Source organism: Mesorhizobium muleiense, from assembly GCF_900099905.1.
Taxonomy (GTDB): Bacteria; Pseudomonadota; Alphaproteobacteria; order Rhizobiales; family Rhizobiaceae; genus Mesorhizobium; species Mesorhizobium muleiense.
In genome coordinates this window covers 22,022-42,753 of record NZ_FNEE01000015.1, presented here as the reverse complement: position 1 = coordinate 42,753, position 20,732 = coordinate 22,022, and the positions used below count along the sequence as shown (strand labels likewise).

The following is a 20,732-nucleotide window of genomic DNA, read 5'->3' as shown; positions in this document are numbered from 1 at the left end:
ATCAGAATGCCGTGTTATTCGGCGTCCTTGGCAGCTTTCTTCTTCGGCGCGGCTTTCTTCTTGGGCTCTTCCGCATCGTCGGCCTTGTTGGCGTCGGCCTTCTTTGCTGCGGCTTTCTTGGCCGGCTTCGCCTTGGCCGTCTCGCTGTCCTCGTCGTCGGCCATCAGTTCTTCCTTGCTGACCTTGACGTCGGTGACCGAAATCTGGCTGAGCAGATGGTCGACCACCTTCTCCTCGAACAGCGGCGCGCGCAACGTGTTCAGCGCTTCGGGATTGCTGCGATAGAATTCGAAGGCTTCCTGCTGCTGGTTGGCCGGATAGCGGCGCACCTGCTCGAGCAGGCCGCGCTGCAATTCCTCGTCCGACACGGTGACGCCGGCCTTCTCGCCGATTTCGGCGAGAACCAGGCCGAGACGCACACGGCGCTCGGCAAGCCGCATATATTCGGCGCGCGCCTCTTCTTCCGTCGTCTCCTCGTCAGCGAAGGTGCGGCCGGCGGCTTCCAGATCGCGGTTGACCTGGTTCCAGATGTTGTTGAACTCGGCCTCGACAAGCTTCGACGGCGCCTCGAACGAGTAGGCGGCATCGAGCTGGTCGAGCAGCTGGCGCTTGATCTTCTGGCGCGTCATCGAGCCGAACTGGTTCTCGATCTGGCCGCGCACCACCTCACGCAGGCGCTCCAGCGACTCCAGGCCGAGATTCTTGGCCATTTCGTCGTTGATCTCCAACGCACCGGGCTGGGACACTTCCTTGACGGTGACGTCGAAGGTGGCTTCCTTGCCGGCAAGATGCGCCGCCTGGTAGTTTTCCGGGAACGTGACCGTGACCTGCCTCTCGTCGCCGGCCTTGCTGCCGATGAGCTGATCCTCGAAGCCGGGAATGAATTCCTTGGAGCCGAGCACCAGCGGCTGGTCGGTGCCGGCGCCGCCGCTGAAGGCTTCGCCGTCGATCTTGCCGACATAGTCGATCGTCACGCGGTCGCCCTCGGCGGCCTTGCCGGTCTTCGGTTCGTAGGTGCGCGCCGATTCGGCGACACGCTTGACCTGCTCGTCGATTTCCGAATCCGGCACGTCGAACACCTGGCGCGTCACCTTGATGTCGGAGAAATCCTTGATCTCGATCGGCGGAATGATCTCGTAGTTCAGGCGGAACTCAAAGTCGGCGCCGCCGGCCAGGATCTTCTCGGCCTCCTTCTCGTCCTCGGTCATGATCACTTCGGGCTGCATGGCAGCCTTTTCGCCACGGCCGGTAATGATCGAACGGGTCGAATCGTTGAGGATCTCGTTGACCACTTCGGCCATGAACGACTTGCCATAGACCTTGCGCAGGTGCTGCACCGGCACCTTGCCGGGGCGAAAGCCGTTGATGCGGACCTTGCTCCTGGCATCTGAAAGCCGCGCCATCAGCTTGGCTTCCATGTCACCGGCCGGCACGGTGATCTTGATCTCGCGCTTGAGACCGGAGTTGAGCGTTTCGGTGACCTGCATCATAGAACCTTCGTTTCCGCAGCCAAACGGCTCTTGCCGTTTACAGCCTGCCGGTATGATCTTGCCGGGAATGGCTTTTGGTGCGGGACTTGGCGATCTGTCCACTCAACGCGGCTCAAAATCGTCCAGAAACACGCTCCAAAATGTGAATAAGTCTTTGTTTTTCCGACTTCTTATCACATTCTGCAGAAGTGGATCGTCGCATCCCGTCACATTCGACACGCCTTTTGTCACAGGCGCGGCCGATTTTCAACCATCTTCGCGTCTACAGCGCCGCGCGTCATCTTGGACGCGCACAGGAAGCTGGAGCACCTTGATTTTGGCGCATGATCCCCAAAAATACGATTTTTCTTTTTTCGGGATCATGCGCCGGCGAACGGCCGCTATTTTGACCGCGACATTGACAGAATGATGGCTGCCTGCGGGCAACGCGGATGCGGCGGAATTGCTGGACGCGCTGGATTTTAGGCTCCACTCCGACTTGGCTCCCGCTGGTGTAGCTCCCCGAAGTCGTCAGCCGCTTGGCGCAGCGGTCCTGACGCAGAGAAGCCCGCCACCTTCCGAGTGGCGGGCCGGCCGCGAGCCAGGAGAGTGTTGTCAAAGCCTGTACGGCCGATGCGACACTCCCGTTTGCGCAACAGTCTTCTCAGCGGCGTGCGATCAGCAAGCAAAGCTCACGCAGGTCGCGATCGTATGTGCCGCCGCTCCCGAGCACATCCACGCAGCGCTTCTTCATCCGTATCAACTGGCTGCTGGACAACTGCGCGACCACGCTCACGCCAGGTGTTCCAGGAGTCCCGGGTGTTCCAGGAGTCGCGGGTGTGCCAGCAAGGGTCCCGCCGCCGACGCCTACACCGACGCCGACCCCGGTCGTCCCACCAACATTGGCACTCACACCCGCTGCAACGAGGCCGGTGCCGCCTCCATTTGCGCCTGCGCCAGCAGTGATACCGCCGGTGCCGCCGGCATTGGCGCCCAGGCCGGCCGTGACGCCACGAGTGCCGCCGAGATTGGCACCCAGGCCAGCCGTGACGCCACGCGTGCCGCCGACATTGGCGCCCAGGCCAGCCATGACGCCACGAGTGCCGCCGACATTGGCGCCGGCACCAGCGCTAATGCCCCTGCTGCCGCCGATCGATGCACCGGCGCCGGCATTCACCCCGCTTCCGCCCCCGATCGAAGCGCCGACACCCGCGATAGTGCGTTTCTTGCCGCCGATCGATGCGCCGGCTCCCGTATTTACCCCGCTGCTACCGCCGATCGAAGCGCCGACTCCCGCATTGACGCCGCCACTGCCGCCGATCGAGGCGCCGAGACCGGCGTTTACGCTGCCTCGGCCGCCAACCGATGCGCCGAGACCGGCGTTTACACCGCCTCGGCCGCCAACCGATGCGCCGGCGCCGACGCTAATGCCGCCTGCGCTGGAGGGAAAAGAAAGAGATAAAACAAGTGCACTACAGGCCAAAGCTGCGGCGAAACTGTTAACGACGTTTGCCATGACACTCTCCTTTGGAAATTACCCCACAGCAGCAGTTTCAAATTTGCTACTTTAGCAACAACGAACCCAGAGCGTGTTTGAATCGCTAACACGAAACAATGTTTGCGGTCGTGACTTACGGGTAGAAAAATATTCCGAATCAATTTGAAAGAATTTGAATACATCCTTGGGCAGGTAGACCCGGCCGCCGACGAGTTCGTTCGCGCCGCAAACTGTCACTCAAGCCATTTCGAGCGCATTACGATGCAATTGACCAGCTGCGCAGGAACCTAAGAAGGCCCTCAACTTATTAAACGATAGGCCGGCGGGCTACGAGAAGCCCCATGCAGCGCCGATGTCGCGGGCATAGGCTACCAATTACTCTGATCCTCAGTTGACCGGCTTCTAGACTCGGTAGAACTTACCCCCTCAACTACTAGGGGGAAAAATGGCGACGCACCCGTATATTTCAGGCCCAGGCAACGTCACGCAGATGATCCAGTTTCTGCGGAAGAACTTTCCGGCAACTGTTAATTCAGACACGGTGAAAAGACTTGGCCTCGCCTCAAACAACGAGAGCTACGTAATCAACGTACTCCAGTTTCTCAAGCTCGTTGACGAGCAGGGCAAGCGTACGGATAAGGGGCATGAGGTCATGACGATCCATGACGATCCTTCCTTCCACGAAGCCTTTAGCGATCTGGTCCGGACGGCCTACGCCGACCTTTTTGAACTCAGAGGTGATGACGCCTGGAATTTTACTCGAAATCAGTTGACGAGTTACTTTAGGTCAGTGGACAAAACGAGCGACATTATTGGGTCTCGTCAGGCAGGAGTTTTCATAGCGCTGCGTGAATTGGCGGGTCATCAAGCTTCGGAACCCGATGGCAACCTCAGGGCCAAACCTTCTGGCCCAAGGGCAAAGCCTGCCACTTCAGTGAGACCTAAGCCCGCGCAGGCGTATGCTTCAGGGCCGCCCCCAGCAGCGTCCACTCCGCCCCCTACCGCGAAAGTGAAGGCCGACATGGCCCTCACTGTTAGGATTGAGATCAATTTGCCTGCCGAAGGCACTCAGGAAACGTATGACGCCATCTTCAAAAGCATTAAAGCCAACCTGTTTCCATGATCGACCGGCTGACCCAATTTGAACGGGTTGTCAGGGTAGCGAAGAATGTCGGCGCGACACTCGACAAGGCTGATCGACGCACCGCGCATCCGTTCGATGAGCGCAACATTCACACGGACATATCGTCGGTATCCCTCAAACTCTTTGACAATGGCCATTTTTCTCAAGCCACGTTCGAGGCGTTCAAATTGCTCGAACATCGCATACGGATGCTATCCGGCTTAGAGGAAACAGGCTTTAGCCTAATGATGAATGCCTTCAATGAAGGTGGCCCGAAGATCGCTCTGACCGACCTGATAACGATCAGCGACAAGGATGAGCAAAAGGGATTCAGGCATATCTTCGCTGGCGCTCTGGCCGGCATTCGAAATCCACGCGGCCACGACATACGAGTAGATCCAATTGATCTCTGTTTGGATCACCTCTCTGTGGCATCGGTGTTGCTTCGTACGCTGGAGGCCCGAAAGTCACCGCCGGCATGACCGCTATGGTGCGCGTGAAGGGACTCGAACCCCCACACCTTGCGGCGGCAGGACCTAAACCTGCTGCGTCTACCAATTCCGCCACACGCGCTCCGGCGCTTCCTCTACAGGCACCGGACACTTGGCGCAAGACTGTGCCCGAAAGTGTGTCCGGTATGCCCGTACTGTGCCCCGGCATGTCCAGCGTATTGCCAAATTACGCAATGAAATCAACGCAGCACTGACACCGTCCATGGGATTTAGGTTCTGGCGTAAGAACGTGGGGGTTCGAGTCCCTCTACCCGCACCACTGCTCCCCTTGAACAGTGGATCAAGGTTTTGGTGACGACTCCTCGAACACCTGGAGCGTGAACCATCTGTCAATTTCGCAGATTCAGGTCCCAGCATGCGATCGTCGCCGACCGGCCAATACTAATAGAGCGGTTCCTCGAACAGCGTCTTGTCGCCGTCCATCAGCGCCTTGATCTGCGCGGCGCCATCGGTTGCGATTGCGACGCGGACGCCGAACGGCCGCACCCGCATGTCGTTCTGGATCGCCATCCCCTCGCCTTCCGGCAGATAGAGGCGCTCGATGCCGTAATTCGGCGCGATCGTCGTGGCTGCGCTGAGATCCCACCCTTCTGACACATGCCCGACGATATCGACTTCATCGGATGCTGCCGGTGCCGGCGCTTGCCCGAACCAGGCCGTGGTCGCGCCCCAATAGCCGTCGGAGCCCCGTCTCAGCCTGACCACGATCGGCGTATCGTCGCTCGTCAGCTTGCCGGTCGGAATGTTGGCGATCAGCTTCACCGGCAGGCGCGAAATATCATAGCTGAGTATAATGTAGTCGCCGCGCAGCAGATCGCGCGGGTCGATCGGTTCGACCCTCAGCAGCACCTGCTCGCCGTCGCGCAGGATCGCCGCCCGGCCGGCGATGATCCACATCAGGAAGCCGATCTGGACGAGTGCCAGCACCAGCGCTGAAATGATCAGTTTTTTGCCGGTCATCATGCCGCTGCTCCTTCTACGCTCGGGAGCCTCATGCGCTTCTCCACGCGGAGGATGACAAGGGCAAGCAGGCCAAGAAGCATAGCGGCTGCAAGGAAGAAGCCTGCCGTGTCGAGCATCGACTGCAGCATCACCACATAGATGATGGCGAGTTCGAAGGCGAAGCCGGCATAGGCAACCCAGCGCAAGCCCCTGCTCTCGCGGCCGCCCAGCACGATTGCCGCGACAATGCCGGCAAGCGCAATGGCCGAGGCAATGCCGAAGCCGCTGTTATTGCTTTCACCAGCCAGTTCGAACTGGATCATCGCCAGGCCGGTGAGAAACCCGATCAGCGCATGCAAGGGCAGACGGCCGCCAAGCTGCAATATCCGGTCGACGGGCTCGGCAGCGAAGATCGCAGCCGCGAAAAGCAGCGCCGACACGACAATAAGCGGGATGGCGACCTGCAGCGTTTCGTATTCCGTAAACAACAGCACGAGATAAAAGATGACCGACAGGACGATCAGATGCCGCGCCGCCTGGCTGCGGGTCCAGAACGAAATGGCGAACAACACGATCGCCATGGCGACGAACAGGTGCGGAAATTCCGAGCGCCTGAAATAGTCGAAGCCTCTCAGGAACAGCCACGCGTCGGCAATGCCGACAGAAGCGACGGTCAGCGGGTTCGAGCGCAGCGCAACTGCCGCCAGGGCGGTGCCCGCGCCCCAGGTGATCAAGGCCGACGCTTCATCACCGGACAAATGGTACATCTGGCCGATCAGCGCAATCGATCCGCCAAATGCCGCCGCGGCGACGATCCAGAATGCCTCGCCGATTGCAGCATGGTCGCGTGTCTTCAGCACGGCGCCGCCGACATAGCCGGCGAAGATGATGGCGAAGAGCCCAGCCACCCGCGCCAGCCGCGGGATCGCTTCCCAGTTGGCGGCGACGAAGATCAGCACGGCCGCACCAAAAAGCAGCGCCGCCATCATCGCCAGGATCGAACCGAAGCTCAGTGAATTGCGCTCATTGGCGTCGACGTCGCGCGTCAGCGCGTCGGCCGTCGAGGCGTCGATCAGGCCGGCCTGCAGCCATCGTGCGATATCGGCCCTGACCAGCGACGAATAGCTCGCCATGCCTTTCTCCTCCAGCTTGGTCGTTTCTTCAGCCGACCCGGACAAGCCGTTGACGCTACGGCATTTTCCGATTCGGGCCAATCTATGGCGAAGACGAGAATTGCCGGTGATTGTGCATTGCACAATTTGCATTGCTGCCATGCACCAATAGCGCTTTTAAATCGATATGACCCGACCTATCTTCTGGTCGTACACAAAGACGGAATAATCCGGAAGAAAGACGAAACGAGAATACCATGAACCTGATCCGCAACTACCGCAACTGGCGCCGCTACCGGGACACTGTTTCCGAGCTGAGCCGCCTGAGCACCCGTGAACTGACCGACCTCGGCATCAGCCGCAGCGACATCCACTACGTCGCCCGCAAGGCGGTCTAATCCTCTTCGGACCGCAAATGGTCCGAACCAGTTTGACTTGAAAAGAGAACGATAATGAACCTGATCCGCAACTATCGTAACTGGCGCGTTTATCGCTCGACGGTTACCGAGCTGGGTCGCCTTTCGAACCGCCAGCTGCATGATCTCGGCATCGTCCGCGAAGAGATCAAGAGCATCGCCCGCAAGGCGATCTAGTCAGAATTTCGCCAGGGTCGACCTCCTCCCCGACCCTGACGGATACGGTCAGCCTTCACCTCCTCCCGAGGGTTGACCACAAAAACGGCGCCCGCCGCACCTCCTCCCGCGGCGGGCGCTGTTTCCCCCAGGGCGAAGCGATTTCGTCCAAAAGGGTTTCGCCCCCTTCCATCAGGCGAAAGGAATTTCGTCAAAGCCGACCTCCTCCCCGGCGATGGCGAATACGGTCGATCTTCACCTCCTCCCGAGGATCGACCAGCAAAACGACACCCGCCGGATCCTCCCCCGGCGGGTGTTGTTGTTTTTCAGGCTCGACGCACACTCTGAGAATCGTTCTGGGAATTCGTCCTGGCGGGGAAGTCCCTGTCGTCAGTCGAGCGCACCGCTTTCCAGCACACCTCGCTTCTTCCACTGGCTCAGCGGAAAAATGTCCGGTGCGCCACCCATCGGCGCATACCAGGAATCCACCACCCACTCGGTGCCCCTGCGGTCGCTGATCACCGCCGTCCAATGGGGATAGCGCCCGTCGACAAACAAGCCTCGCGAGGCCTTGTCCTCGACCTTGTGGAACCTGAGCAATTTTCGCTCGGCAAGATAGGCCAGCAGCGCATGTGTATTGGTCGATTCGTCGACACAATCCATCTGGCCCCTGATGCGCGATGCGCCGAATTCCGACTGCGGCAGATCGCGAATGCCGGTGGCCCGGAAAATGCGCTGCTCGAAATAGCGAACAGCCTTCGAAATGGCGGCTCGCTCGGCTTGGGGCGAACCGGCGCCGGCACGCAGGATAGAGCGGAAACGCGCGCCGTCACCGGGGCCAAGCGCCAGCATCGTGCGATAGTTGCAACTGTAGCCGTGGCAGATGGGGATCCGCTTGGAAGCCGTCGCGGCCAGTTCGCCGGCGGCCGCTGATCCGCCCACGGCGATCACGACTGTCAGAAATGTCGCTCTGGCAAAGATCCCAAGCATCCCGTCCATTCTCCGACAGTAGACGATTGCCGCACTTGGCGGCAACGCGGCCGGCTCGTGTAATTGCAATCGCAGCTACAAAGGATTATTTCGGCGCTCATGAACAAGAATTCCATTCACGTCATCGGCGGTGGCCTGGCCGGTTCTGAAGCCGCTTGGCAGGCGGCCGAAGCCGGCGTTCCCGTCGTGCTGCATGAAATGCGTCCCATCCGCGGCACCGATGCGCACAAGACGGATGGATTGGCCGAACTCGTCTGTTCCAATTCCTTCCGCTCCGACGATGCGCAGACCAACGCCGTCGGCCTGCTGCACGCCGAAATGCGGCTGGCCGGTTCGCTGATCATGAGCGCCGGCGACGCGCACCAGGTGCCGGCCGGCGGTGCGCTGGCTGTCGACCGCGACGGGTTTTCCGGAGCGGTGACAAAAAAGCTCGAAGCGCACCCGCTTATCACCATCCAGCGCGAGGAAGTGCCAGGCCTGCCGCCGGCGGATTGGGACCAGGCGATCATCGCCACCGGCCCGCTGACCGCACCTGGGCTCGCCCAATCGATCGCGGAAGTGACCGGGGCCGATGCGCTCGCCTTCTTCGACGCCATCGCGCCGATCGTCCATTTCGACACGATCGACATGGACATCTGCTGGTTCCAGTCGCGCTACGACAAGGTCGGACCTGGCGGCACCGGCAAGGATTACATCAACTGTCCGATGGACAAGGAGCAATATCTTGCCTTCGTGCAGGCGCTTGTCGACGGCCAAAAGACCGAATTCAAGCAATGGGAAGGCACGCCCTATTTCGACGGCTGCCTGCCGATCGAGATCATGGCCGAGCGCGGCGTCGAGACGCTGCGCCATGGGCCGATGAAGCCGATGGGGCTGACCAATGCGCACAATCCGTCGGTAAAGGCCTATGCCGTCGTGCAGCTTCGCCAGGACAATGCGCTGGGCACGCTCTACAACATGGTCGGTTTCCAGACCAAGCTGAAGCACGCCGAGCAGGTGCGCGTGTTCCGCACCATCCCGGGCCTCGAAAACGCCGAGTTTGCCCGCCTCGGCGGCCTGCACCGCAACACCTATATCAATTCGCCGACGTTGCTTGACCAATCGCTGCAGTTGAAATCACGGCCCGGCCTGCGCTTCGCCGGCCAGATCACCGGCTGCGAGGGCTATGTCGAAAGTGCCGCCATCGGCCTGCTTGCCGGGCGCTTTGCCGCCGCCGAGCGGTTGGGCCACGCGCCGGCGCTGCCGCCGATGACCACAGCCTTTGGCGCGCTGCTCAACCATATTACCGGCGGTCACATCGTTTCCGACGACGAGCCGGGAAAGCGCTCATTCCAGCCGATGAACATCAATTTCGGCTTGTTCCCTCCGCTGGAAGTGCCGCAAGCCGAGGGAAAACGCCTGCGCGGCAAGGACAAGACCGTCGCCAAGCGGCGTGCGGTGACATCGCGCGCGCTGGCCGCCTGCCGCGAATGGCTGGGGCTGCCTTCCCAGGCGGAAGCGGCCGAGTAGCCCGCCTGTCTGTTCTTGTCGATCGGTCGACAGGAGAGTAGGATAATATCCTACTATAGGGAGCAATTCCATGGAACCCGCAGAGAAACTGTCCGTCACTGTCACGCCCGCCATGGCGCGCATGATCCGCGAAAAAGTCGAGGATGGCACCTTTGGATCGGCGAGCGAGGTCATCCGTGCAGCCCTTCGCGCCTTCCAGCGCGAGGAGGAAGAGCATGCCGAGCGCATGGCCTCGATCAGGGCGCGCGTGAAGGCATCGATCGAGGATACAAGGCCCGCTGTTTCGCTCGAAGAAGCAATCGACAGGGTAAAGAGCAGGATTTCACAACGCGAGCGAGACAATGATGATACAGCGTCTCGCCGTCGCTCTTAGCGAAGAAGCTATTGCCGATCTCGAAGCGATGGCTGCCTACATCCTTGAGAGCAGCGGCAGCGAAAGCATCGCAAATGGTTTTGTCGATCGGATTAAACAACGCTGCCAGAGCATCGGCAATGCGCCTCGTGGTGGCCGGTCGCGCGATGACATTGCGCCGGGATTGCGGTCAGTGCCGTTCGAGCACTCTGCCATCATCGCTTACGTTGTCGATGACGAACTCGTCCGCATCGTCAACATCTTCTATGGCGGTCGCGACTATGAGGCGTTGATGCGCGATGGCGGATCGAGCGACCCATCGTGACAGACGTCTACGGCTGCCGTGATAGTTCCAGCTTTCCGGATTCCTTCATGCTTGGCAGCCTTCAGGCGTCCGGCCAGCCTCGCGTCGCGCGGCGCAACAACAGAAAATGCCGGCGCCAGGTCGAGAGCCGCGCCACCCCGTTCAGAGGTGACTGACGAGAACTTTCCATCTTGCCGAGATAGGCGCGCGACAAGGCCAGCGGCAAAAATGCTGGTCTGAGCGAATCCGGCAACGACGATGCACCGCTTTCAAAAGCTGCAAGATGTTCTTGCGCCAGCGCGATCATTGCGGCGACGGCGCGTTTTGCTCCAGGCCCGTCATTGCCCGCAACGAACTCCTCGGACGATGATCCTGCCGCGGCCAGAATGTCGGCCGGGACAAAGCATTGCCCACGCTTGCGATGCAATGGCAGCAGCAGCAAAAGGCCGGTCATCGCTTGTGCGCAACCTGCCCTGCCCGCAAGTTCGGCGAAACGCGGCGCTTCGACGGGATCGAGCACCATCGCTGCAAGCTGGATGAGCGCAGCTGCTGTCTCGCCGCAATAGCCTTCCAGATCGGTGCGCGACGGCATGGGGTCGTCATAGAGATCGAAAATACGGGCTTCGAGCATGTTCTCGAAGGCGGGCTTCGGCAGGTGATGGGCGGAAATCGTCGCCTTCAACGCGTCGGCGACGGGGTGGCCGGTGCCTACCCCGGCGTCCTCGGCGGCGATGACATCGCGCCACCATTGCAGTCGCACCTCGCCGGGCAGTGCCTCGCGGATACGGTCGCGAATGCCTGATATCTCGGCATTGAAGGCATAGAGCGAAAACAACGCGTCACGCTTGTCCTCGGGCGCATAGAGCGCGCAAACATAGCGATCATGGTCGGCGGCGCGCACCGTTTCCATGACGATTTTGGCGTTTTCGCTCACGTTACTCGACGGCAATCAGCGCGGCGGCCACCGCACGGTTTTCCGCCAGGAGAACATTGTAGGTCCGCACGGCAGCACCAGTCGACATCGGATCGGCCGCAATGCCCGCCGCCTTCAACACAGCACGCAGCGCCGCCGGCAACGGCCTGAGATCCTTGCCGGCGCCGACCAGCAGGATCTCGACCTGGTCAGCCTCGTTGAGCAGCTTGGCGAGATCCGCCGCCGTCAGTGCCAGGGGATCAGCCGGCTCCCAGCCATAGATGCCCGACGGCAGGCACAGGAGCGAGCCGCGATGCGACATGTCGGCGAAACGAAACCCACCATTGCCATAGGCCTCGATCGGCGCACGGCCGGGGAAATGCGCTTCACGGATGACAATGCCTTTGGTCATCCCGTTGGCCGCCCGTCAGATTGCTATGGCTTTGCCGCCGCTCACCGGCTTCTCCACATCGGCCGTCGCGGTTTCCGGCCGCAGCTTGAACAGGATGAGCAATGGCGCGGCGATGAAGATCGACGAATAGGTTCCGAAGACGACGCCGAACAGCATCGCCAGCGTGAACGAGCGGATCACCTCGCCGCCGAACAGCACAAGCGCCAGCAGCGCGAGCATCGTCGTCACCGAGGTCAGCGTCGTTCGCGACAGCGTCTCGTTGATGGCGTTGTTCAACAATTGCGGCAGCGGCATCCTCTTGTATTTTCGCAAGTCTTCGCGAACACGATCATAGACGACGATGGTGTCATTGAGCGAGTAGCCGATGATGGTGAGTATCGCTGCAAGCGACGATTGGTTGAATTCGAGACCGGTGATGACAAAGAAGCCGATGGTCATGACCACATCGTGGACCGTGGCGATGATGGCGCCGACCGCGAACTGCCATTCGAAGCGGAACCAGACATAGACCAGGATTCCGAGCAGCGCGATCAGCATGGCGATGGTGCCTTGCTTGGCAAGCTCGCCGGAAACCGTCGGTCCCACCACCTCGACGCGGCGGAAATCGTAATGGTCCTGCAACTCGCCACGCACCTTGTCGATGACGGTCTGTTCGGCGTTCTCGCCGCCCTCCTGCGTGCCGACGCGGATCAAGACGTCGTTCGGGTCGCCGAACTGCTGCACCTGCACTTCGCCGATGTTGAGTTCTGAAAGCCTGCCGCGGATGTCGGCAATATCGGCGGTGCCATCCTTGGCCTGGACCTCGATCAGCGAACCGCCCTTGAAGTCGATGCCGTAATTGATGTCGACGGTCATGAACAGCACGACCGCCAGGATCGACAGCACGCTGGACAGCGCGAATGTCCAGCGGCGGATGCCCATGAACGGAATTCGCGTGCCCGGCGGGACGAAGGTCACCGGCGCGCGCGGCAATTCCTTCGGGCGGGCGCGGCGAAGCCAGATCGACACCAGCAGGCGGGTGAAGGTGAAGGCGGTGAAGACGGTGGTCAGAATGCCGATGGCGAAGGTTACGGCAAAGCCCTTCACCGGCCCGGTCCCGAGCCAGAACAGCACCACGGTCGCGATCAGCGAGGTGACGTTCGAATCGACGATGGTCGCCAGCGCTTTGGAAAAGCCCGTGTCGATCGCCTGGATTACCGAGCGACCGTTTCGTCGCTCCTCGCGGATGCGCTCGTAGATGAGAACGTTTGAATCGACCGCCATGCCGATGGTCAGCACGATGCCGGCGATGCCGGGCAATGTCAGTGTCGCGCCAAGCAATGACAACAACCCGATGATCATCGCGACATGCACCGCCAGCGCGATGTTGGCAATGAAGCCGAGAAAGCCATAGGCCACGAACATGAACACGACGACGAGGATGGAGCCGATCACGCCGGCAACCTTGCCGGCGTGAATGGAATCTTCGCCGAGCCCAGGGCCTACCGTGCGCTCTTCGATCACCGTCAGCGTCGCCGGCAGCGCGCCGGCACGCAGCAGCACGGCGAGATCGTTGGCGCTCTCGGCGGTGAAATTGCCTGAGATCTGGCCGCTGCCGCCAAGGATCGGTTCGCGGATCTGCGGCGCCGAAATCACCTGATTGTCGAGGATGATGGCAAACAGCTTGCCGACATTCTGCGAGGTGGCCTGGCCGAAACGCGCCGCCCCCTTGGAATCGAAGGTGAACGAAACCACCGGCTCATTGGTCTGGGAATTGTACGTCGCCTGCGCATCGACGAGATTTTCGCCAGAAACGATGACGCGGTTCTCGATCAGATAGGGAACCGGCGGATCATCCTGCGAATACAACACCGAGGATCCGGCCGGCGGACGACCGTTGAGCGCGTCCTGCACCGGCATCGACTGGTCGACCATCTGGAAGGTCAGCTTGGCGGTCTGGCCTAGAATGTCCTTCAGCCGTTGCGGATCCTGCAGGCCCGGCACCTGCACCAGAATGCGGTCGTCGCCTTGGCGTTGCACGATCGGCTCGGTGGTGCCGAGTTCGTTGACGCGGCGCTCGACGACTTCGAGCGACTGCGCCAGCGCCGTCGACGTGCGATACTTGATGCCGGCATCGGTGAAGGCGAATTTGAGCAGGCCGGGCTCGGAATCATCCAGCGACATTTCCTGGACGGAGCCGCCGCTGAACAGGCCGGCGGCCACCGGGTCGGTCAATGTCTTCAGCGCCGTCTTGGCGGCTTCGACCTGACCGGGATCTGTGATGCGGACCTGCACGGCCCGGCCTGATCCGGCAAGGCCGCTATAACCGATCTTGGCATCGCGCAGCCGCGTCCTGATTTCGTCGCGCGTCGTCTCCAGCCGATCCTTGATCAGATCGTTCGGATCCATCCTGAGCAGGATATGCGAGCCGCCCTGCAGATCGAGGCCGAGCGTCATCTGGCGCTTCGGCACCCAGTCGGGAAGCTTGGCGAGCGTGCTTGCCGAAAAAAGATTGGGCGCAGCCAGGATCACTGTGGCGGCCACGGCCAGCCAGATCAGGATCATCTTGAAGCGCGAGAAATAGAGCATATGGCGTCGTCCGTCACGGCATTCGGGCGGATCGTTCCGCCTGGAATTGGGTTATTTCTAGGCGCTCTGGTTCGCCACTGGCTCGCCGTGGTCCGCACAAAGGTTGATGTCGAGCACAAGGCAGTTCACTTTGATGCTGCCATCGGGCTTTCTTCAACTATTGTCAATCTTGCCGTCTTGGGACCAGCGCGCAATGGCATCACGAGATCGTTGGCGCCCCGTGGTACCGGCGGCCAGCCAGATCAGGTTCGTCCTGAAGCGCGACAATACAGCAAATGGCGTTTGTCGGTCTGGGTGTATCCGCAGATCGTCCGCCGACAATCGGTTTATTTCTTGGCGTTCTGGTTCGCCACTGGCTCGCCCTTGACGCGCACATCGGCAATCGTCGAGCGCAGCGCCGTTACCTTGGTGCCACCGCCGAGATCGATCTCGAGCTCGTTGTCGTCGATGACCTTGGTCACCTTGCCGACGAAACCGCCGCCAGTGACGACCGTATCGCCGCGGCGCACCGCCGCCAGCATCTCGCCGCGCTTCTTCAACTGCGTGCGCTGCGGCCGGATGATCAGAAAATACATGATCACGAAAATCAGGACAAACGGCAAAATGCTGATGAACATATCCGGGGAGGTGCCGACGCCTTGGGCATATGCCGGTGTCACGAACATCGAAGTACTCCTGAATTTTGAAAAACAGCCGCCAAACGGGTAATTTGGCGGCCCCGTGAAATTTGGCCGGAATATAGTCGGTAAAGTTGCCAATGCAACTGCGGCCGAGCATTTCAGCTGCTTTTCCGGCTGGTTGAGCCGTGTTAGAGCATGGTCCCGAAAGATGGAGCGCGGTTCTCGAAAAAGATCGTGCCCTAACAAAAGGTTGGAGCCGGTTCCGAAACCGCCGGAATCAATAGGTTCCGTTGCTTCGTGAATGCAAAAACAAAAGACAAGAATGACCGACAGCACCACCGAAGCCCTGAACAGGAAGCTCGACCGCCTGATCGAGGCGGTCGCCCGCCTCGCCCCGCCTCCGGTGCCGGAAACCGATCTAGGCGGGGCCGACTGCTTTGTCTGGCAGGCTGATCCCGGCTATCTGGAGCCGGTGCGCAAGGTCAACCGCGTCGACATCGGTTTGATCCGCGGCGTCGACCGCGTACGCGACATACTGGTCGACAACACCGAGCGTTTCGCCTCCGGTTACGCAGCCAACAACGTGCTGTTGTGGGGCGCACGCGGCATGGGAAAATCCTCGCTGGTCAAGGCCGTGCATGCGGCGGTCAACGCATCGGCAAAGCTGGACCTGCCACTCAAACTCATCGAGATCCACCGCGAGGACATCGACACGCTGCCGAAGCTGATGGCGCTGCTGAAGGCAGCGCCTTACCGTTTTATCCTGTTTTGCGACGACCTCTCATTCGACCGCGACGACACGTCCTACAAGTCGCTGAAGGCGGCGCTCGAAGGCGGAGTCGAGGGCCGCCCGGCCAATGTGATCTTCTACGCCACGTCGAACCGGCGCCACCTTTTGCCGCGCGACATGATCGACAACGAGCGCTCGACCGCCATCAACCCGTCGGAAGCGGTCGAGGAAAAAGTCTCGCTCTCCGACCGTTTCGGCCTCTGGCTCGGCTTCCACAAATGCTCGCAGGACGAGTATCTCGACATGATCGACGGATATGTCCGCCATCACGGACTCGCCATCGATCCCGAGACGCTGCGCGCCGAGGCGCTGGAATGGGCGACGACGCGCGGCAGCCGTTCGGGCCGCGTCGCCTGGCAGTACACCCAGGATCTGGCAGGCCGGCTCGGCAAGTCGCTCCAGGATTAGACCATGATCCCGAACCGAAGGTCAGCGTAGCAAAAAGTGGAGCCCGGTTTTCGGACAAGATCATGGTCCGGAAAAGCCCCTGAAAAAGCCCGCCCCTTGCGGAGCGGGCTGAGCCGGCGGGCCGGACTGGAGGTCAGGCGGCCCGCAATCGCTTTTCTTGTTCTATTCAAGATAGGTCGAAGGATCGACTTTCTTTATTCAAGATAGGTCGAAGGATCGACCGGCGCCGAATTCTTGCGCACTTCGAAATGCAGTTTCGGCGAGTCGGTGGTGCCGCTCATGCCGGACTGCGCGATTTCCTGGCCGCGCTTGACCTTCTGGCCGCGCTGGACCTCTATCGAACGGGCGTGACCATAGACTGTGACCAAACCGTTCTCGTGGCGCACCAGCACCGTATTGCCGAATTCCTTGAGGCCATCGCCGGCATAGATGACGACGCCGTTCTCGGCCGCCTTGACTGGCGTTCCTTCCGGCACGGCGATGTCGACACCGTCCTTGCCGCCGCCGAAACTGGAGATCACGCGGCCGCGCACCGGCCAGCGCATCTTGCCGATACCGGTGGCGTTCGGCGCGACCGCGTCGTCGTCCTCGGCCTGCTGGATGACCTTTTCCTTCTTCGGCGGCGTGTAGGCGGCGAGCGTTTCCGACGGCGTCGTCTTAGCCGCAGGCGGGGTGGTGGCAGTTGTTACCGGATCGACCTTTGCCGGCTTGGCGTTGGCCACCGTCGCGGTTCCGCCGGCCGGCACCTTCAATGTCTGGCCGATCTTGAGCAGACCGTCCTGCATGCCGTTCGCCTGCTTCAACGCAACCACGCCGATGCCGGTCTTCCTGGCTATGGCCGACAGCGTATCACCCTGCTGCACGGTGTAGGAGCCACCGGCACCAGCCGCCTTGGGTGCGGCGTCCTTCGGCTGGCTTGCTGCGGCCGATGCATCCACCTGCGCGGCGGACTTGCCCTCCCTAGGCTTGGGCTGCTGCGGCAGCACGGCCACCATCTCCGGCGCCTTGGCCGGCACATCGTGTTTTGTGTCGTTCGCAGGCTTGGCGTCGGCAAGCTTCGGCGCCGGTTTCTTGCCCGAATAGGCATAGGCCGGGATGACGATCTTCTGGCCGGTCTTCAGCCCGTTGGTCGCGCTTAGCCCATTGACCTTCATCAGCGCGTCGGCGGGCACGCCGTAGCGCCGCGACAGGCCGGAAATGGTCTCGCCGTCCTTGACGATGATCTCGGCTGCACGCGGTTCGCCGCCCGCCGTCGCCATGCGCGGAGCATCGGGCTGTGACTCTTTGAACGGCTTTGCCACGGTTCCGGTCGCAGTCCGGTCGACCCGGGGAGCGGCTGGCGCCGAAGCGGTGCGAGCCGGACTGGCGGCGGGCGCCGACGCGGCAGCCGGCTGCGCCTGGTCGACCGGCGGCAATTGCTGCGTCGTGACCGGTTCGAGGCTTGAACGGCTTACCGACTGGGTGTGGCTGCCGTCGAGCGGCGCGGCCGAAACCGCGGCGGCATCGCCGGGATAGGGCTGGGCGGCGTCCTGCTTGTCGATGATGGCGCGCTGGTTGTTTGTCGACGACGTGAAGACATCGTCGACGCTGTTGAACCGCGAGACCTGGGAACTGCATCCCGCCGTAGTGCCCGCAACCATCAGGACGGCGATACCCCGCGCCAGGTTGCGTCCGTTTGCCTTCAAAATACTGAATTGCATCGCATTTACCCGCAGATACCCGGTACAGACTGACCGTGATTAAAGCGCGTTAATGTTACCGGCCGGTTAAACCTCTAGAATCAGACGCAAATTTTCTTAAAATATTTAAAGCTGCATTGGACGGGCGTGATTGAGAGCTGAGGCAAGCCGGAGACGGACCAGACAGGTGAGTTGCGGGCATCACCTGAATATCGACAGATCCTAGATGACGGCGGCCACGCTGCGCAGGATCGGCTGCAGGCGTACGAGACCGATGTCCTCGCGTTCGAAGCGGCTGCCGACCTTGGTCAGCTTGGCCAGCACCTGCTCGCCCTCCTCGGGTCCGATCGGAGCGATGACGATGCCGCCGCTCGACAATTGATCGAGCAGGAAGCGCGGCAGGCTGTCGAAGGCCGCCCACGCGACGATACGGTCGAACGGCGCTTCATTGGCCAGTCCGTTGGAGCCGTCCGCCTGGCGCACGATGACATTGCCGATGCCGAGCGCCTCGAAGCGCTGTTTGGCCTGCTCGACCAGCGTCTTGTAGCGATCGATTGTGACGACGCGCGCGGCGAGCCGCGACATCACCGCCGCCGTGTAGCCCGACCCGGTGCCGATCTCGAGCACCCGGTTGCCCGGCTCGATGGCAAGTGCTGCGATCACCGCAGCCTGCAGGTCGGCGCCCTCGATCGCCTCGCCGCATTCGATCGGTAGCATGCGGTCCGACCAGGCGATCGGATGGAACTGTGCGGAAAGGAAGCCGCGCCGCGGCGTCGCCTCGAAGGCGGCGATCAGCGCCTTCGGCACCACGCCCTTGCCGCGCAGGCGGAGCAGGAAAGCGGCGAAGCCTTCGCGGTCATCGGCCGTCGGACCATGGTTCAGGTTCATGCGAGCGCCTTGGTCAGTTGATCGCGAATTTCATGCGCCGTGAGATCGAGCTGCAGCGGCGTCACCGACACCAGCCGGTTGCGCATGGCATGGAGATCAGTGCCTTGCTTGCCCTCGACCGGCTCGCGGCCGAAGCGCAGCCAATAATAGGGAAGCCCGCGGCCGTCGCGGCGCTCGTCGACCCACAGGCTGTGGACGAGCTTGCCTTGCGAGGTGACCACCGTGCCGGCGATCTCTTCGGGAAGGCAATTCGGAAAATTGACGTTGAGCAGCACGCCATCCGGCAGCGGCATGGCAACCAGTTTTTTGAGCAGCGCCGGCGCCAGCGCCTCGGTGGTCTCGTAGGGGACGAGGCGATCCTCGCCGACATAGGAATAAGCCTGGCTGAGCGCGATCGAGCGCACACCGAGCAGCGCGCCTTCCATGGCGCCGGCAACGGTGCCCGAATAGGTGACGTCGTCGGCGATGTTGGCGCCGGAATTGACCCCGGACAGGATCAGGTCTGGTGCTGCGGGCAGGATTTTTTTTACGCCCATGATGACGCAGTCGGTCGGCGTGCCGCGCACGGCAAAGTGCTTTTCGCCGATCTTTCTCAGGCGCAGCGGCTCCGAGATCGACAGCGAATGCGCATAGCCGGACTGATCCTGCTCCGGAGCCACCACCCAGACATCGTCCGACAGCGTGCGGGCGATGCGTTCGAGCGATGCAAGGCCCTCGGCATGGATGCCGTCATCATTGGTCAGGAGGATGCGCATTATCTCGATTCGATCTTTTCCAGACCGCCCATGTAAGGCCGAAGCGCTTCAGGAATGGTTACGCTGCCATCCTCATTCTGGTAGTTTTCGATGACGGCAATAAGGGCGCGGCCGACGGCGGTGCCGGAACCGTTCAGCGTGTGGACGAAGCGGTTGCCCTTGCCGTCCTTGTCCTTGTAGCGGGCATCCATGCGCCGTGCCTGGAAATCGCCACAGACCGAGCAGGACGAAATCTCGCGATAGGCGTTCTGGCCCGGCAGCCAGACCTCGATGTCATAGGTCTTGCGCGCGCCAAAGCCCATGTCGCCGGTGCACAGCGTCACGGTGCGGAACGGCAGGCCGAGCCGCTTCAGCACTTCCTCAGCGCATTCGGTCATCCGCTCGTGCTCGGCAAGCGAGGTGTCCTGGTCGGTGATCGACACCAGTTCTACCTTGTAGAACTGGTGCTGGCGCAGCATGCCGCGCGTATCGCGCCCGGCCGAGCCCGCTTCCGAACGGAAGCACGGCGTCAGCGCGGTATAGCGCAGCGGCAGTTTTTCATGCGGCGTGATGTCTTCGCGCACGAGATTGGTCAGCGGCACTTCGGCGGTGGGAACGAGGCCAAGCCTGCCGTCGCCATGCGGGGCGAAGAACAGATCCTCCTCGAACTTCGGCAGTTGCCCGGTGCCGAAAAGAGCTTCGTCGCGCACCATCAGCGGCGGCTGGATCTCCTCGTAGCCATGCTCGGTCGTATGCAGATCCAGCATGAACTGGCCGAGCGCGCGCTCCATCCGTGCCAGTCCGCCCTTGAGCACCGTGAACCGCGAACCGGACAGTTTCGCCGCACGCTCAAAATCCATCATGCCGAGCGCTTCGCCGATCTCGAAATGCTCCTTCACCCAGTTCGGGCGGGCCGGCACCTTGCCGACGGTGCGCTTGACGACGTTGTCGTGCTCGTCCTTGCCGACCGGCACGTCGTCGAGCGGCACGTTGGGCAGCACCGCCAATGCGTCGTTCAGCGCCTTGTCGAGCTCGCGTTCGCGCGCCTCGCCGTTCTGGATGAAGGCCTTGATCTCGCCGACCTCGGCCTTCAGTCTTTCGGCAAGGGCGGCGTCGCCCGAGCGCATGGCGTTGCCGATTTCTCTCGAGGCGGCGTTGCGGCGCTCCTGCCTGGTCTGCAGCTCGGTCAGATGTTCGCGCCGCGCCTCGTCCCTGGCGATCAGATCATCGACCGTGGACTGCGCCTCCGCAACCGGCCACGAGCGCTTCTGGAGCGCCTCGACAAGGGCCTTCGGATTGTCGCGAATCCATTTGATGTCAAGCATGGTCTGTTCGTC

At 61.6% G+C, this 20,732-nt stretch carries 22 protein-coding genes and 1 tRNA gene; 9 read left to right on the top strand and 14 right to left on the bottom strand.

The window, feature by feature from the left end; all coding sequences use genetic code 11:
- Positions 1-14: 14 nt before the first annotated feature.
- Positions 15-1,487 (bottom strand): trigger factor, encoded by a 1,473-nt coding sequence (gene tig, locus BLT09_RS22760; protein ID WP_091597207.1) that lies wholly within the window; start codon positions 1,485-1,487, stop codon positions 15-17.
- Between tig and BLT09_RS33835 the strand changes: the two genes are divergently transcribed.
- Entirely contained in the window at positions 1,465-1,899 is a 435-nt protein-coding gene (locus BLT09_RS33835; protein WP_139172655.1) for a hypothetical protein, read from the top strand. The genes tig and BLT09_RS33835 overlap by 23 nt on opposite strands.
- Positions 1,900-2,133: 234 nt before the next feature.
- On the opposite strand, the gene BLT09_RS22755 is transcribed toward BLT09_RS33835, so the two are convergent.
- On the bottom strand, positions 2,134-2,985 hold the full coding sequence (locus BLT09_RS22755) for a hypothetical protein (protein ID WP_091596959.1): 852 nt from the start codon (positions 2,983-2,985) through the stop codon (positions 2,134-2,136).
- Positions 2,986-3,412: 427 nt separating this feature from the next.
- Here BLT09_RS22755 and BLT09_RS22750 point away from each other — a divergent pair, with 427 nt between their 5' ends.
- Both BLT09_RS22750 and BLT09_RS22745 read left to right on the top strand, forming a co-directional pair.
- Entirely contained in the window at positions 3,413-4,090 is a 678-nt protein-coding gene (locus BLT09_RS22750) for a DUF5343 domain-containing protein (RefSeq protein WP_091596956.1), read from the top strand.
- Complete coding sequence (locus BLT09_RS22745) at positions 4,087-4,572, top strand: TIGR02391 family protein (protein ID WP_091596953.1); 486 nt, start codon at positions 4,087-4,089, stop codon at positions 4,570-4,572. The genes BLT09_RS22750 and BLT09_RS22745 overlap by 4 nt, the downstream gene beginning before the upstream one ends.
- Positions 4,573-4,578: 6 nt before the next feature.
- Here the strand turns inward: BLT09_RS22745 and BLT09_RS22740 are convergent.
- From BLT09_RS22740 to BLT09_RS22730, 3 genes are all read right to left on the bottom strand, one after another.
- Positions 4,579-4,663, bottom strand: a tRNA-Leu gene (locus tag BLT09_RS22740).
- 320 nt (positions 4,664-4,983) lie between these two features.
- Positions 4,984-5,565, bottom strand: coding sequence for a GDYXXLXY domain-containing protein (locus BLT09_RS22735; RefSeq protein ID WP_091596950.1), 582 nt, complete (start codon positions 5,563-5,565; stop codon positions 4,984-4,986).
- The gene (locus BLT09_RS22730; RefSeq protein ID WP_091597204.1) at positions 5,562-6,677 is read right to left on the bottom strand and encodes a DUF2157 domain-containing protein; all 1,116 of its coding nucleotides are present in this window, start codon (positions 6,675-6,677) and stop codon (positions 5,562-5,564) included. Before BLT09_RS22730 ends, BLT09_RS22735 begins: the two co-directional genes overlap by 4 nt.
- 236 nt (positions 6,678-6,913) lie before the next feature.
- On the opposite strand from BLT09_RS22730, the gene BLT09_RS22725 reads away from it, so the two are divergent.
- Both BLT09_RS22725 and BLT09_RS22720 read left to right on the top strand, forming a co-directional pair.
- Positions 6,914-7,054 (top strand): DUF1127 domain-containing protein, encoded by a 141-nt coding sequence (locus BLT09_RS22725; RefSeq protein ID WP_091596947.1) that lies wholly within the window; start codon positions 6,914-6,916, stop codon positions 7,052-7,054.
- Positions 7,055-7,108: 54 nt separating this feature from the next.
- Positions 7,109-7,249, top strand: coding sequence for a DUF1127 domain-containing protein (locus BLT09_RS22720; protein WP_023802557.1), 141 nt, complete (start codon positions 7,109-7,111; stop codon positions 7,247-7,249).
- Positions 7,250-7,618: 369 nt separating this feature from the next.
- Here BLT09_RS22720 and BLT09_RS22715 read toward each other — a convergent pair whose 3' ends face one another.
- Entirely contained in the window at positions 7,619-8,218 is a 600-nt protein-coding gene (locus tag BLT09_RS22715) for a hypothetical protein (RefSeq protein WP_236473774.1), read from the bottom strand.
- A 99-nt stretch (positions 8,219-8,317) separates the two neighbouring features.
- Here BLT09_RS22715 and trmFO point away from each other — a divergent pair, with 99 nt between their 5' ends.
- The 3 genes from trmFO (at position 8,318) to BLT09_RS22700 (ending at position 10,404) form a co-directional block, all read left to right on the top strand.
- Positions 8,318-9,727, top strand: coding sequence for a methylenetetrahydrofolate--tRNA-(uracil(54)-C(5))-methyltransferase (FADH(2)-oxidizing) TrmFO (gene trmFO / locus BLT09_RS22710; protein ID WP_091596944.1), 1,410 nt, complete (start codon positions 8,318-8,320; stop codon positions 9,725-9,727).
- Between the two features lie 70 nt (positions 9,728-9,797).
- A complete protein-coding gene (locus BLT09_RS22705) occupies positions 9,798-10,100 on the top strand; it encodes a type II toxin-antitoxin system ParD family antitoxin (RefSeq protein WP_091596942.1) in 303 nt (100 codons plus the stop codon).
- Positions 10,072-10,404 (top strand): type II toxin-antitoxin system RelE/ParE family toxin, encoded by a 333-nt coding sequence (locus BLT09_RS22700; RefSeq protein WP_208602527.1) that lies wholly within the window; start codon positions 10,072-10,074, stop codon positions 10,402-10,404. The genes BLT09_RS22705 and BLT09_RS22700 overlap by 29 nt, the downstream gene beginning before the upstream one ends.
- Before the next feature lie 61 nt (positions 10,405-10,465).
- Here the strand turns inward: BLT09_RS22700 and BLT09_RS22695 are convergent, their stop codons facing one another.
- From BLT09_RS22695 to yajC, 4 genes are all read right to left on the bottom strand, one after another.
- Entirely contained in the window at positions 10,466-11,317 is an 852-nt protein-coding gene (locus BLT09_RS22695; RefSeq protein ID WP_167366511.1) for a phytoene/squalene synthase family protein, read from the bottom strand.
- Between the two features lies 1 nt (position 11,318).
- Positions 11,319-11,708 (bottom strand): Mth938-like domain-containing protein, encoded by a 390-nt coding sequence (locus tag BLT09_RS22690; protein WP_091596936.1) that lies wholly within the window; start codon positions 11,706-11,708, stop codon positions 11,319-11,321.
- Positions 11,709-11,723: 15 nt separating this feature from the next.
- Positions 11,724-14,276: a protein translocase subunit SecDF gene (secDF, locus tag BLT09_RS22685; RefSeq protein WP_091596933.1), complete on the bottom strand. Its 2,553-nt coding sequence runs from the start codon at positions 14,274-14,276 to the stop codon at positions 11,724-11,726.
- Positions 14,277-14,602: 326 nt separating this feature from the next.
- The gene (yajC, locus tag BLT09_RS22680; protein WP_023802565.1) at positions 14,603-14,941 is read right to left on the bottom strand and encodes a preprotein translocase subunit YajC; all 339 of its coding nucleotides are present in this window, start codon (positions 14,939-14,941) and stop codon (positions 14,603-14,605) included.
- Positions 14,942-15,218: 277 nt separating this feature from the next.
- Here yajC and BLT09_RS22675 point away from each other — a divergent pair, with 277 nt between their 5' ends.
- Positions 15,219-16,094 (top strand): ATP-binding protein, encoded by an 876-nt coding sequence (locus BLT09_RS22675; RefSeq protein ID WP_091596930.1) that lies wholly within the window; start codon positions 15,219-15,221, stop codon positions 16,092-16,094.
- A gap of 194 nt (positions 16,095-16,288) precedes the next feature.
- Here BLT09_RS22675 and BLT09_RS22670 read toward each other — a convergent pair whose 3' ends face one another.
- The 4 genes from BLT09_RS22670 to serS form a co-directional block, all read right to left on the bottom strand.
- Positions 16,289-17,794 (bottom strand): LysM peptidoglycan-binding domain-containing M23 family metallopeptidase, encoded by a 1,506-nt coding sequence (locus BLT09_RS22670; RefSeq protein WP_091596927.1) that lies wholly within the window; start codon positions 17,792-17,794, stop codon positions 16,289-16,291.
- A gap of 201 nt (positions 17,795-17,995) precedes the next feature.
- Positions 17,996-18,661 (bottom strand): protein-L-isoaspartate(D-aspartate) O-methyltransferase, encoded by a 666-nt coding sequence (locus BLT09_RS22665; RefSeq protein WP_027156219.1) that lies wholly within the window; start codon positions 18,659-18,661, stop codon positions 17,996-17,998.
- The gene (gene surE, locus BLT09_RS22660; protein WP_027156218.1) at positions 18,658-19,416 is read right to left on the bottom strand and encodes a 5'/3'-nucleotidase SurE; all 759 of its coding nucleotides are present in this window, start codon (positions 19,414-19,416) and stop codon (positions 18,658-18,660) included. The genes BLT09_RS22665 and surE overlap by 4 nt, the downstream gene beginning before the upstream one ends.
- Complete coding sequence (gene serS, locus BLT09_RS22655; protein WP_091596924.1) at positions 19,416-20,720, bottom strand: serine--tRNA ligase; 1,305 nt, start codon at positions 20,718-20,720, stop codon at positions 19,416-19,418. Before serS ends, surE begins: the two co-directional genes overlap by 1 nt.
- Between the last annotated feature and the right edge of the window lie 12 nt (positions 20,721-20,732).